This window comes from Endozoicomonas sp. SCSIO W0465, from assembly GCF_023716865.1.
Lineage (GTDB): Bacteria > Pseudomonadota > Gammaproteobacteria > Pseudomonadales > Endozoicomonadaceae > Endozoicomonas.
Genome location: NZ_CP092417.1, coordinates 2707633 through 2721536 on the forward strand (window position 1 = coordinate 2707633; position 13904 = coordinate 2721536).

General features: G+C 45.8%; 10 protein-coding genes and 2 pseudogenes. 7 read left to right on the top strand and 5 right to left on the bottom strand.

Annotated features, from left to right (window positions below):
- Positions 1–124 precede the first annotated feature (124 nt).
- Together MJO57_RS11795 and MJO57_RS11800 are read right to left on the bottom strand one after the other, a co-directional pair.
- A pseudogene (locus MJO57_RS11795) lies at positions 125–1167 on the bottom strand (IS1595 family transposase).
- Positions 1168–1190: 23 nt separating this feature from the next.
- Positions 1191–1442 carry a DUF6444 domain-containing protein gene (locus tag MJO57_RS11800; RefSeq protein ID WP_252025505.1) on the bottom strand — a complete coding sequence of 84 codons (252 nt, stop codon included), beginning with the start codon at positions 1440–1442 and terminating at the stop codon, positions 1191–1193.
- Here MJO57_RS11800 and MJO57_RS11805 point away from each other — a divergent pair.
- The 6 genes from MJO57_RS11805 (at position 1441) to MJO57_RS11830 (ending at position 6817) form a co-directional block, all read left to right on the top strand.
- Positions 1441–1614 (top strand): hypothetical protein, encoded by a 174-nt coding sequence (locus MJO57_RS11805; RefSeq protein ID WP_252025507.1) that lies wholly within the window; start codon positions 1441–1443, stop codon positions 1612–1614. The genes MJO57_RS11800 and MJO57_RS11805 overlap by 2 nt on opposite strands.
- 88 nt (positions 1615–1702) lie before the next feature.
- The gene (locus MJO57_RS11810) at positions 1703–2671 is read left to right on the top strand and encodes a hypothetical protein (RefSeq protein WP_252025509.1); all 969 of its coding nucleotides are present in this window, start codon (positions 1703–1705) and stop codon (positions 2669–2671) included.
- A gap of 60 nt (positions 2672–2731) precedes the next feature.
- A complete protein-coding gene (locus tag MJO57_RS11815) occupies positions 2732–3772 on the top strand; it encodes an IS1595 family transposase (protein WP_252017335.1) in 1041 nt (346 codons plus the stop codon).
- A complete protein-coding gene (locus MJO57_RS11820; RefSeq protein WP_252025511.1) occupies positions 3745–4308 on the top strand; it encodes a hypothetical protein in 564 nt (187 codons plus the stop codon). The genes MJO57_RS11815 and MJO57_RS11820 overlap by 28 nt, the downstream gene beginning before the upstream one ends.
- On the top strand, positions 4305–5819 hold the full coding sequence (locus tag MJO57_RS11825) for an IS66 family transposase (protein ID WP_252017330.1): 1515 nt from the start codon (positions 4305–4307) through the stop codon (positions 5817–5819). The genes MJO57_RS11820 and MJO57_RS11825 overlap by 4 nt, the downstream gene beginning before the upstream one ends.
- A gap of 23 nt (positions 5820–5842) precedes the next feature.
- The gene (locus MJO57_RS11830; protein ID WP_252025513.1) at positions 5843–6817 is read left to right on the top strand and encodes a hypothetical protein; all 975 of its coding nucleotides are present in this window, start codon (positions 5843–5845) and stop codon (positions 6815–6817) included.
- A gap of 50 nt (positions 6818–6867) precedes the next feature.
- On the opposite strand, the gene MJO57_RS11835 is transcribed toward MJO57_RS11830, so the two are convergent.
- Positions 6868–7248, bottom strand: coding sequence for a hypothetical protein (locus tag MJO57_RS11835; RefSeq protein WP_252025515.1), 381 nt, complete (start codon positions 7246–7248; stop codon positions 6868–6870).
- A gap of 96 nt (positions 7249–7344) precedes the next feature.
- On the opposite strand from MJO57_RS11835, the pseudogene MJO57_RS11840 reads away from it, so the two are divergent.
- Positions 7345–8801: pseudogene (locus MJO57_RS11840) on the top strand (IS4 family transposase).
- Between the two features lie 171 nt (positions 8802–8972).
- Here the strand turns inward: MJO57_RS11840 and MJO57_RS11845 are convergent.
- Both MJO57_RS11845 and MJO57_RS11850 read right to left on the bottom strand, forming a co-directional pair.
- Complete coding sequence (locus MJO57_RS11845) at positions 8973–9260, bottom strand: hypothetical protein (RefSeq protein WP_252025517.1); 288 nt, start codon at positions 9258–9260, stop codon at positions 8973–8975.
- Positions 9261–9281: 21 nt separating this feature from the next.
- Positions 9282–13847: a hypothetical protein gene (locus MJO57_RS11850; RefSeq protein WP_252025519.1), complete on the bottom strand. Its 4566-nt coding sequence runs from the start codon at positions 13845–13847 to the stop codon at positions 9282–9284.
- Positions 13848–13904 lie beyond the last annotated feature (57 nt).

A 13904-nucleotide genomic window follows, 5' to 3' on the forward strand; every position in this document is an offset into this window, starting at 1 on the left:
GACAAGTGCCCTGATGCCCTTTCTTTCCACCGGCTTTATTACCAGAAGACTGTCTCAGACTTTTAGGATTGGGTTTTTCATCCGATGGATCGGTACCTTTATCTGCGGAAAGGTCGTCAGAAGGCTAAGTTACCGTTAATGGTTGGAAGCACCAATGTTCAGTAATTCTGCTGATCAACCGGCCAACAGTTAATTTTTTTGCTGCCGTCAGTTCTCGCCTCCAGGCCAGATAATGGGGAAGGTAACGAGTTGCAACCCCTTGGAATACGCCGCCAATCCAGCGTTTTAAATGACTGTGATAAGAATTTACAGTCTGGATGTGGTAGATGCCTTCAACAACATGTTGACCTGCTGATGTCACCAGCTCCTTGAAGACAAATCCAAGCTTGTCAGCAAGTTTTTCGTGAGCGAGGTGTGCATCCGCACAGACCGTGGCCTGTATCGATATGCGGCCATTTAAATGCCTGCACAATTCATTAGCACTTTCGTTTTCTAATACACCGTCAACGGTATTTCGATTACGGTCCCGAGCCACCATTACCGGGACTTTTCGGGCTTTGTTGGGATCATTACCCCGCTTTCGGGTTGGCCGTGGAAGGCCTTCTCTTTGCCCTTTGAAGGATTCACGGAAAAATGTTTCATCAAGCTCAGTAATGCCACAAAGCTCTTCTGCTTGATCATTATTAATCACTTCAAGAAAGCGGTGTGACGCCAGCGGAACGCAGTTTTCAAGTCAATGGCATTCTCAGCAGCAGCTGGTCGCAAGACCATAGAGTGAGTCATACCTGCGAGGTACTTGTTCCATTTTTCAGGGTGCCTGAGCCTTGCCAAAGGCGTTCCACTAAAGGCGTTAAACGTTGAGTCGCAAGTCTTGCAGTGGTAGCGCTGTCGGCCATTTCGTATGCCCCAGCGACCAACGCTATGGCTTTTGCATTTGGGGCACCTGGGGTTTTCGGCAAATTGGGCAAGTATGCTCTTTTCTACGTCAGGTGTTGCATTATCGTTATTGGGTATAGATTCACTGTAAACAGGTTCAGAGTCAGTGGTTTCTACTACCTCGGTAACCTCTATTTGAGTACTAAGGAGCGAGTTGTTAAGAATGTCTCGCTGTTCACTGGTTAATGTTGAAATGGAATCAATAAAATTCTGGAAGAGTTCAGATTGCATATCACTCCCCTACAACGTAGATTTTATGGGAGTTTAGCTGATTCAACCATTAACGGTAACTTAGCCTCGTCAGAATGATCTGGAGAATTACTGTTTTTACAAGGTTTTTGATAACCATCAGACGATGGCGGCTTGCTGCTGTTTTGACTGTTCTTGCCAACCTTTTCTTCCAATTCTCGACATCGCTCTTCCAGACAGGCAACTCTCATCCGCAGCTCTGCATTCTCTTTCAAGAGAATCTCAGCCGACATAGTTGCGGGTAGTTCTGGAATCATGCTGGCGAATATTGTGGAAAAATGGTGCTTAAGAGGATGGTATAAAAATCAGAAAATTCCAGATTTATGTGGGGGTGCTGAACAGTTACTCAAACTATTATCGTGTTGGCAGGCTTGCTTTCAAAGCCAATCTTTTAACAGAGACATCAAGGTTGGATTCCGTTCTGCGTGACCTGAAAACAGATATTAACAGTGCATGTAAGAATACATTTAATGAGCTGATAGAGAAATATTCGAATCTTCAGAGTATACCCTCTGGAATGAATGTAAATGTACCATTAGATGAAGTAATGGGTTTTTCTTTTACTTATGATCCTATACAAATTGCCCGTCTGGCAAATTCAATTAGTGAAGGGTTTTGTCGAGCAGATACACTCTTATCGGCCATCTCAAGTAAGCAGGGTACCTTTCTTAAATCATTGGATAACATGGTAAGTTCTGTTTTTAATGGAGTTGGATATGCTAAGTATCCATATCAGCTTAGATTTTTGCTACAGGAAAATTACTACGCTGAGGTTGTTGATGGACTGGACAATAGCCTTCTTTCTGTGGGGACAAAGTCGGAGAGTATTCAGTCAAAGTATGCTCGGATTACCTTTGATAATTTCTATCTTGCAGAAAATAGAGTCCCCTTTAAATCTGCTGAAGAATTGTTGGATAAAGTAATCACTGAGGGTTATAAAGAGCTATTTCGATTAAAGCTAAAGCCAGAATCACCAATTCAGGTTTTTATCACTCCCACAAAAAAACATATTGTTTATATGGAAATACAGAAAGTTGATACAGGATTTCGTTTGACATTTCAAGACATACAGACTGGCCTGAAAATAGTCAATGGAAACAGTTTGTCTTCTCTCAGTGCAGAAGCAACAAGGGTGCTCAGGGAGGTGTTTGAGTATTACAAAATACCGCTAACTGATGCTGGCCCACAGCCAATACCGCCCTCGGCTGGTCAGGGAACATCGTTCAGTATGGCGTTCAATTTACAGGGTCACCTGGATAATATAGGGAAGCTGCAAATACTTCCGGATTCTGCGCTAACAATAAAGGAAGTTGTTACTCACGATATTTCTGAACTGAAAGCACTTGATGATAAAGCCATAAAGTCAATGATCGAAGAGTATGCCAGTTTGATGACAGACCGTGATAACCAGAAAAGGCTCAAGCTGGACAATCTGGGGGACAAGCTACCTGACATGCCTGCCTCAACAAAGCAGATTGATGGCTAAGTTACCGTTAATGGTTGAATCAGCTAAACTCCCATAAAATCTACGTTGTAGGGGAGTGATATGCAATCTGAACTCTTCCAGAATTTTATTGATTCCATTTCAACATTAACCAGTGAACAGCGAGACATTCTTAACAACTCGCTCCTTAGTACTCAAATAGAGGTTACCGAGGTAGTAGAAACCACTGACTCTGAACCTGTTTACAGTGAATCTATACCCAATAACGATAATGCAACACCTGACGTAGAAAAGAGCATACTTGCCCAATTTGCCGAAAACCCCAGGTGCCCCAAATGCAAAAGCCATAGCGTTGGTCGCTGGGGCATACGAAATGGCCGACAGCGCTACCACTGCAAGACTTGCGACTCAACGTTTAACGCCTTTAGTGGAACGCCTTTGGCAAGGCTCAGGCACCCTGAAAAATGGAACAAGTACCTCGCAGGTATGACTCACTCTATGGTCTTGCGACCAGCTGCTGCTGAGAATGCCATTGACTTGAAAACTGCGTTCCGCTGGCGTCACCGCTTTCTTGAAGTGATTAATAATGATCAAGCAGAAGAGCTTTGTGGCATTACTGAGCTTGATGAAACATTTTTCCGTGAATCCTTCAAAGGGCAAAGAGAAGGCCTTCCACGGCCAACCCGAAAGCGGGGTAATGATCCCAACAAAGCCCGAAAAGTCCCGGTAATGGTGGCTCGGGACCGTAATCGAAATACCGTTGACGGTGTATTAGAAAACGAAAGTGCTAATGAATTGTGCAGGCATTTAAATGGCCGCATATCGATACAGGCCACGGTCTGTGCGGATGCACACCTCGCTCACGAAAAACTTGCTGACAAGCTTGGATTTGTCTTCAAGGAGCTGGTGACATCAGCAGGTCAACATGTTGTTGAAGGCATCTACCACATCCAGACTGTAAATTCTTATCACAGTCATTTAAAACGCTGGATTGGCGGCGTATTCCAAGGGGTTGCAACTCGTTACCTTCCCCATTATCTGGCCTGGAGGCGAGAACTGACGGCAGCAAAAAAATTAACTGTTGGCCGGTTGATCAGCAGAATTACTGAACATTGGTGCTTCCAACCATTAACGGTAACTTAGCCCAGATTGATCGTTCAGATCCATGGATAAGCCAACTTCGGGAAGTGATTGCCTACACAAAATATAGTGCACAGTTTAGTAAACCCATTCCAGATTCCATTAAATTGCTGAATGCCCATATTGTTCTCGATATCGTCAAATACTCTCTTGAGAAACCATCTACTTCAGACGTTGATCAACTGCCGGGTAATGAGGGGAGCAGCAGGATTCTGAAGCTGTTAAATATTCCAGTGACCGCCACCACCGGCTCGACAGATACGGCGACTCTGATGCAGATGGCTGCTATCAAAGACTTTATGGATATTTTTGATTCAGGCGTCCATCAGCTAAAAAGGAAGTTAAGTGATAAAGGTAGGCAGCCAGACCCGGGAAGAGAAGGTAAAAAACCCAATGTTGACAAGCCCGTAGAGAGGAGCAAAAAACCGGATAATGTTGAAAAAAACGTAACTGTTCAGCACCCCCACATAAATCTGGAATTTTCTGATTTTTATACCATCCTCTTAAGCACCATTTTTCCACAATATTCGCCAGCATGATTCCAGAACTACCCGCAACTATGTCGGCTGAGATTCTCTTGAAAGAGAATGCAGAGCTGCGGATGAGAGTTGCCTGTCTGGAAGAGCGATGTCGAGAATTGGAAGAAAAGGTTGGCAAGAACAGTCAAAACAGCAGCAAGCCGCCATCGTCTGATGGTTATCAAAAACCTTGTAAAAACAGTAATTCTCCAGATCATTCTGACGACCTTTCCGCAGATAAAGGTACCGATCCATCGGATGAAAAACCCAATCCTAAAAGTCTGAGACAGTCTTCTGGTAATAAAGCCGGTGGAAAGAAAGGGCATCAGGGCACTTGTCTTAAACAGGTCGATATCCCTGACTATATTGAGTACCTTCCGGTTAAAGAATGCAATAAATGTCAGGCGTCTCTTCTTGATAGTGAGCCGGTCAAATATATTGAACGACAGGTGTTTGAACCAGGGAGACCGGGTGAATTTGAAGTAACGGCCCATAGAGCTGAAGTAAAAATCTGCACTTGTGGTTGTCGGAATCAGGCTGAATTCCCGGAAGGTGTTACCGCTGCCGCACAATATGGCTCAGCCACACAGGCTATGGCCGTCTATCTTAACCAATACCATTTCCTGCCTTTTAAGCGCGTGTCAGAGTATTTTAATACTCTCTATAAAATGAGTGTAAGTGCAGGCACTGTCGCCAATTTTGTGGCCAGAACCTATGAAAATCTGGCTTCTACTGAAGAGGTTATTCGTGACGCCTTGCGGGAATCGTCTGTTGCCGGAGCCGATGAAACGGGTATGCGGGCCGAGGGCTCTTTGCACTGGCTACACGTTATGCGGGATGAACAATGGACGCTCTACTACTTGTCTGAAAAGCGAGGTCGTGAGGCCATGGACACGATGGGCATACTGCTAACATTTGCAGGCGTTCTGGTTCATGATCATTGGAAATCCTATTTTGCATATGCGGCAACTCACGTACTTTGCAATGCCCATCACCTGAGGGAGCTTTTGGGTGTTGTTGATAGGGACAGCAATCAACTGGCGTTGCGATTGATGAAGCTACTGAGGCTTTCCTGGCATTACTGCAAGGGCTTTAAGACCATAGGTATGCTACAGATGCCAAGTGTTGTCTGTGAACGAATCGAGAAGATTTATGACCGGTTGCTTCAGCGGGCTCTAATGAAAGAAGTCGTCTATATGGAGAAGCAACGAGAGGAGCTTAAGCGCAAGAAAGTCAAGAATACTAAAGCTTACAATCTCTTCAAACGACTCACTGAGTTCAAGGCTGAGACACTGCGCTTCATGTCAGATTTTACCATTCCCTTCGATAACAATGGCAGTGAGCGGGATGTTCGAATGGCCAAGTTAAAGCAGAAAATCTCAGGCTGCTTCAGGAGTGCAGACGGTGGTTCTATGTTTGCACGGATTCGCAGCTATTTGTCGTCTGCCAGAAAACAGGGAATGGACATATATCAATCACTTCATAGAGCTGTTCGGAATTACTGTAATATGCCTTTGCTCAGTGCTGAATAGTTACACTCGATCTAATGGGGAATATGTCACCCTCAACCAGCTCTCTGGCACGTCTTCCCAAAAAACTCAACGAACAATGGGAGCAGCACCTTGACCCTTTCGAGACCCTTCTCGCGGAGAATCTCACAGTACCGCCTGACGCGGTGACGGTAGCTGCTTCCCTTGACGGTGTGATGCTACCAATGAAAGACGGCAAGCGTCAGGAGAAACGTGAAAAGAGTGTTGCTGAAGGCAAACGTACCCGAGGGCCAGCAGGTTGTCAGGAGGCCAGTTGTGGAACACTGTCGTTTTACGATGACCAGGGAGATCGCCTCTCTACGATCAGGATGGGACGAATGCCTGAAAGCAAGAAAGCGACATTGAAAAAATCCCTTTCAAACCTTCTGGATAAGGTGCTTCAGCAAAAGCCAAATCTGACTCTGGTCAAAGTGGCAGATGGAGCCCGGGACAATTGGACATACTTCACCAAAGAGCTACCGGAGGGAGAAGAAATTGTTGATTATTACCATGCGGCAGAACACCTGAAGAAGGCATTTGACCTGGCTTACGGTGAAAATAGCGCGAAGTCCAAAGAGAAATTCAGCACCTACCGACATATCCTGAAGGAGGAGCCGGGTGGGGTTGAAAAAATAATCAAGGCACTGGCTTACCAGCATAGCAAGCATCCCCGCCGATCGAAATTAAAGACAGAGTTAAAGTACTTCAGAAAAAACCGGTTACGGATGAATTATGCAGAACACCTGTCGCGCAACCTGCCCATAGGCTCAGGGGTCATTGAGGCGTCCTGTAAAACGCTGGTTACACAGCGAATGAAGTGTTCGGGAATGCGTTGGCGGTGTCCCGGGGGGCAAGGCATTCTGACACTCAGGTCACTAATTCAAAGTGGTTGGTTCGACTGTGGCTGGATGCTGCTGTCGGTAACGTACCGGGCCAAGGTAAATATGGTCAGTGATAATGTGATTCCATTTTCATCAGGGAAGGGTAATATTGAACGTTAGTACTCATCAATATGAGACTTTCACCCAAATCATTGATAAATTGTCAAACTTCAGACGTTATATTCAGGAGGTGCACGAGTCTGTCTTTTGGTTGGGGTGACAGAATGGACCGACAAGCGATAAGGCCGGTGGTTATGAACCGGACCGAACCGCACTTTTGCCTTGAGCCAATGAACAGGTGAAGAGGCCTGAGACACCAGCATACAAGCCGATGAATGGCGGTGCTCATGGTCATGGTGATCACTGGCATCATCGGCAATGGAAGCAACCGGATGCTGCCAGGGTATTTCTGGCTTAAGGCTTTGCTCCTGTGCAGTGTGAACATGGCTCAACGAATAGTGCACCACCAGCAGATAAACAGCGACCATCAGACAGGACAGCCATCGTCTGCTGTCGCTTCCACGGTCTGCCTGGCAAAGGCTGATGGTCATATACTGCGATTCCTTTCGGTATTGCCCCCGCCATGTCCTGTCTCTTGATCACAAATAGCTACCTTGTTCTATCATTTCTCACTGATAAAACAGGTCATGCTTCCACTTTCTCCTAAACCATGGTCAGAACTAACTTTTGGATGTGCTGATTTGGGCGATACTCGACGTACAAAACGACTTGTCAAAGTTGCTGCCGAGCTTTCAGCTCATACCGGTAATTCTTTGTCATCTTCATGCGAAGGTTATACCGCACTGGTAACTGGAGCTTACCGGCTGATTGAGAATGAGGCCGTAAAGCCTGAAGCAATAGCTGAGGCAGGCTTTCAGGCAACTGCCAAAATAGCGAGACAGTCTCGCCTACTTCTGGCTCTCGAAGATACAACAACCCTGGGTTATAAACATGCTGTCAGATCCGAGCTTGGTGATCTTGGAGGTCCTGAAGGCTCTAAAACCAGAGGATTCCACGTCCACTCTGTCTTCTTGGTTGATGCGGATACAGAGCGAAGCATTGGGCTTATTGATCAAGAACGATGGGTTAGAGAGGACGTTCAGCGGGGGAAAAAGAACCAACGTCGTCAGCTACCTTACGAGGGAAAGGAAAGCTTTAAGTGGCAAAGAGCCTCTGAAAACACAGAACAAAGGATGGGGGGTAAAATGCCTGACATCATCAGTGTTTGCGACCGGGAGGCGGATATATACGAATATATGCACTACAAACTGGATAACCGACAGCGGTTTGTTGTAAGAGCTACACAAAACAGAATCCTGGTAGATGGCGAACTCTTATTATTTGATTCCTTAGCTCAGACTGAAGTGTTGGGGAAATATACGATAGTGGTTCCTCAAAAAGGAGGTAGAAAGAAGCGAAAGGCAACGCTGCAGGTCAAAAGAAAGAAGATGACAATACAGGCGCCGCAAAGGCCAGGCGGCAGGCCGGAACCGGTAACTATGAATATTGTGTCGGCTGAAGAGATTGGCAATGACTCCGAAGACCGTTTGCACTGGGTACTATTGACAACTGAAGATATTGAAACATTCGAAGACTGTCGCTCTATCATTCGATTTTACGAGCTCCGATGGCGAATAGAAGAGTTCCACAAGGCTTGGAAATCGGGAGCAGGAGTAGAAAGGCTTCGTCTGCAATCTCCGGATAACATTGAACGACTTGCGGTCATATTAATGTTTGTCGCTGTCAGACTAATGCAAATCCGTGAAGCATTAATGTTACCGAATGACAGGCAGCACAAAGACAGAAAGCTTTGGAGTGAAAAAACACTCGCGAATGAGGTGGTCAGTGATGATGAATGGCAGGTTCTCTGGCTAACCTATGAAAAAAAAGCGTTGCCCGATAAGCCGCCAACAGTCACTTGGCTGCTTCAAACGATTGCTCGGCTTGTTGGCTGCTTCAAACGATTGCTCGGCTTGGTGGTTGGGGTGATTCAAAGCATACAGGGCAGCCCGGCTGGTTAGTGGTATGGGAAGGCTGGGCGAAATTGCAGGATCGGGTAAAAACCTGGCAGATAGCCCGGCAGTTCAGCGCTGGAGAGATGTGATCAAGAGTCAGCGCCATGTCTGGTGAGATCAGTTCCCGATATCAAATTGCAAAACGTTATAACATAACACACATCGGATATCCAAAAGATCATGCCCAGCCTTCTACTTGACAAGATCAATTCGGAAACAGTCTGCTGAATTCAAAATTTGGACAGGTAAAAGCTGCCTGTCTAGACGTTAACACCAGTACCCGATTTTGCCGTCGTCTCAGGCAGTAATTTGTAGTCAGCAAGGCACTTGATAACACTTTCCCGATAACGAGGAGTACTTCCCCCACAACAAAAACTTGATTTCTTATCCAGCGGGCAGCGGCGCACGACTGTCCATGAACCATAATTTTGCGGCTTGGGAAGGGAAGATTTTTGCCCGTTGCCGCCACTTTGCGTTGCATCAGCAGAACTGACCATCACCTCACTTACACAGCCACCGTCCTGCACCTTGGCTATTGTTGCTTGCATAATAACCTCTCTATTGATCAGTCACACATGGGCTTCAGTGAATTGGATAAACTCCTCATTTATTACTGTGTTAACCAGAGTCTGCCACTCGTTCGGATTGGCTGTTAACTTACCTTTCAGTGCTTCCAGGCAGGCGGTTGAAATCAGGCCTGTCAATTCCTGCTTCAGCAGCGGATCGCTGACAGTGTCACCAAATACCTTGAGGAAACTATCGTTAACCTGATTCTTGATGGCTAAATAGGCATCAAGCATGTTGCCAATTTTACTGTCGTCAAATCGATGGCATTGTACAGGCGACAGCAGATTGCTATTACTCCCGGACTCTATTGAAGCCATATCGCTGACACTGGATTTTGTTGATAGAAGATCAGTGATCACCTGATTTAATCGCCAGGTTTCATTATCATCCTCGGCAATCTGGCGTTCACTTATTGTCATTGAGAGCTGCTGGCGGGAGAAGGCTTCATCGGGGGCGCTGACTTTACAGTCATAAAGATAAGCAAATAACTGCCAGGCCCGTTGGCTTATGGCAAAAGATGACCAGTCAGGCAGTTCTTTATTTACCTCGGTACCCGACATCTCGTCGATGTCCCGTAGCCACTGCGCGACAAAGTCAGAGGATTGGTCCAACCCCATCGTATCCGGGGCATCAGCCAGTGACTTTATTATGCTGATCTGTTGATCAGGCGGCAGATTCATAAACTGTTGTCGGGTATTGTGGTAGTGCCCCATGTTCAGGGACTGTACCAGTGGATTAAGCTGAACCTCATCATTCACGGGAAAGGGTTGATGCAATTTCCCAACCTGCTCAGTGAGCAGCCGGTCAAAATCCTGCCTGTGATCTTTGTCACTGCTGCCACGCAGACCAAACCAGGCACTTAGAGTACTGCTTTCGTTTTGTGACCGTCTGTCCTGTAACTGCAAAACCTGATCCAGCACTTGTTGGCGGAAAGGCAGCGATAGTTCCCCGGATCCCCGGTTTTTAAGCTGATGTTGGGCCATGGCTTGCAACATGCATCGGGCGAGTTCAACCGATGGTGAACCGGTTGTTGTGGTTGTTGTTTTACCGGTGACGCTGTCGAAAAAAACGGATGACTGGCCATCGGCCCCGACAGCAACCTGGCGAACCGTTCCGTCACTGCGAAAAATATTTTCCGGGCTTTCATGCTCAACACCAAGCTCTGGTGAGGCTAGCACTGTCTGCAAAAAAGCGTTGGTGGGCGAGGCTCGATCCACTCCGGTGGTTTGCACAATAGCAATGTTCAACAGATCCCGGGGTTGCCAGCAAGGCGCGATCTCAGCTGCGGTAACCTCAGCCAGATATTGCAAATAGCCACTGAGTTCAGTATGCAGCTGACTGGCTACGCCTCTGCTACCTTCAAGTAATCTCATGCCGGGGGATTGTTCCAGCGGATCTCGGGACAGACTGGCCTGTTGGTTTAATCGGCTATCGTGATGAGGACCAATAGTACGAATTGGCCGATCGTTGAGCGCAGAGGCAACAATATTGGCCAGGATCAGGCTGTCGTTGGTGGGAAATGATGCTGGTTTGAACGGACTGGTCTGATCTGTTGGCCCGGGTCTGAAGCTGTTCACTTCACCCACCTCCCGGGGCAATTCATTGTGGCTTGCTGGTCGGGTGGCTGTATTCTTCCGTCCGCCGTATTCAGCTAAACCAGCAAGCTGGCTACTGATGGCAGACCATACGCCCCGGTGCCTGCTGGCACCGGAGGAGAGAGGATTGCCGGGTTCGGGCTGATTGGTTAAATCAGGAATGGCATTATCGTCAGCCATCTCATTAAAGATATGATCCTCACCGATTGGTTCTTTGGTGTTGTTCGTGTCGTCAATATCGGTCAGGTCACGCCGTTTTCTTGCTGGAGCATCCAAAAAATTGGAAAAATTGAAAGGCATCAAGGGCTGTTGCTCATATGCCTGAGGATTATCCAAACGAAAATGAAGATCATAACCAATTTGTTGGATTAGAGACGCCGCCACTAATGCAAAACCAGAAAATTCTTTCACCATGCACAAATGCACTTCCAACTCTAATGCCAAGGTAGTTTGAGGCAATGGTTCAGGGTACGTCGCCAGTTTGTTGCAGGCATTATTTACATTTATATTTAGCAAACCATAAACAGCACGTATCGTACCTAACTGTTTTGCCTCCCTCTCTGAGATCGTTTTACTTATTTCACTGATAGTAGATTTTCTTTCGTTATAGTCTGAAGTATCCATACGCACTGTTCTCCTTATTTGATAAAGAAATTGACTTAAATTTTTTCTAAAATAAGTAGAACGAGAAGTTGGTAGACTACGCAACTCCGTAAAGATGTCTCTTTTTGGATTACCTGAATAGCGAGCAGATAGAATTGTCTCCCTTAATCCAAGGCAAGTAGAAAACACTTCCTTAAGTGTATCTATTGCTTTTTTACAAACCAGTTTTTTCTGGTTAAGTATTGTTTCTATCATCTGTTCCTTTTCTTTTTTGGCAATACTCCTGTTTTGCATAACTCTTGACATTAGATGACCAAGGTAATGTATCAAGCCATTTTTAGCATGTAGCATCTTCAACCCATACATTGCAAAACTGTTTATAAATATCCAGGGTGGATTGTTTTTTTGAAAAGCAGATTCCTTTGCGAAGTTTTGAGTGAATTTATTTCGATAATTGTTATGAACAGGTCCTTTATCTGAATTTGACCTATAATTTAACCATTGATCAGCAAATTCTGCGACTGCTTTTTCCGAACTTGAAACTATAGTATTCGGATTCATTATCAGACTTCTTTTAAAGTACTCCCCAATTTTCTTTAAGCCAATGGTTTGCCTGAACATATCTGCATTAATGTTTATAAGTCGCTTTGCATATTGGTAAACAAGTAATTTATCTGGAGTTAAGCCCGCAGGTGGGTTTGCTATTTGATTATTATCTAAAACAGATTTTTCTCTTTGTCCAATAACAGTCATTACGGGTATAAAATCTTCTGAAATACTCGGTATGTTTATCTCCCTTTTCAAGACTCCATTATTTTCTTCAATAAAGTTTTTTACAGCATTATAGAGTGATTCTATCTGGCTATCCTTTGTTGCTGACTCTAAAATCCTGAGATACTGCCTGCCAAGTTCAGAATACGATTCTGCAACTAAATTATTTGATTCTTTATTTATTATTCTTCGAATTGTCTTTTCGTCAGCATTGGTTTGATAAACTGTCCAGGGTAATGATGCTTCATCATCCTGGACAGTTTTTATCATGCTTATACTTTTATGCTGCCAATTCATCTTCAGAAAATCGGCAGCCAATAGCTGATGTAATACATTCAGTTCAAATAGTTGACTTAGGTAGACCATTTTATTCATGCCCGGAATTCTTGTTTCCCCTGAATATGCTGCCAGCATTCGACTCATTTCTTCATCAATTGCCTTCTGATAACCTGAGGCTATATCCCTTGCCACTGTCAAAAATTCAATAACTCTTTCCGTCAAACTATCAGAATTCAACCAAATACTGGGGTCAAGCGTGGGGATAGGCAGAGACTGCCGAGTGGAAACTTCAGTAGAACTAACTACTGCCATTTGTCCGGAACGACTGATGATGTCAGTGACCGGTATAGTATGCTTAACTGGAATGGCTGTACCTCCATCTATAAACGAAGGCGATATGTTAATCGTACCCATTTCCGGTGTTTGCTCTCTGGTCACCATGCCTGCTTTGGTACCTGCGGTTTTCTCCGATCCCTCGCTTTGCCGGACAGAGTGTGTCGGAGTCACCAGGGAGACACCTGCTGAACTGACATGACTGCCTGTCGTGGCGTCAGCAGTTTGTTCATGAGCCTTGCTTTGCCGGGCAGCGGGTGTCGGGGTCGCCTGGGGAGTACCTGCTGAGCTGACATGACTGCCTGTCATGGCCTCTCCGGTTTGTTCATGAGCCTTGCCTTGTCGGGCAGCAGGTGTCAGGGTCGCCAGGGGAGTACTTGCGGAGCTGGCATGACGGTCTTCCGTGGCGTCTGCGGTTTGCTTCTGTGGCTTGCTGTGACGGATAGAAGATGTCTGGATTGAAAGGTTTTTTGGTAATGCCGTCGTCTGTGTGTTTGATATATTGCCAACGGCTTCTCGCAAAGTGGTGCTTTTTTGGTCGGGAGAGGCAGGTGCCACCGGAGTTTCCGACTGGATGGTTGCGGGACTGTGCGCAGTGCTTTGCAATGTCTCACTGGTATGGCCAGTAGAGTCGGCTTCTGGCATGCTCACTGATGGAGCGGGCAAGGTTTTGGTAACTGTTGACATTGGTGTGATGGTTGAAACAGTAGCATGTCCCGGATCGGTACACGGTCTCAGAACATGATTTATATAATCTTCCCGGTCTTGCTTATCCAGGTTCTGCTCAAGAAATGCCCGGAACTCGTCTAATTTCAAAAAGACGGTTTTGACTTGGCAGCCTCCATCTTCCCCCGAGTCAAGAAAAGAAAAAGCAATGTCATTTTTGAGTACTTTGTAAGACTGATAGTGCCCATTGGTATTATCTGCACCGGGTGAATCGAAGCGCCTTACGGGTGACGGGGCTACTGATAAACTGATTTTGTCCATTATTCCGTTCTCTTGTTTGGCAAGACTGTTCAGGGCAGCGCATGGCGTTTGCACTCA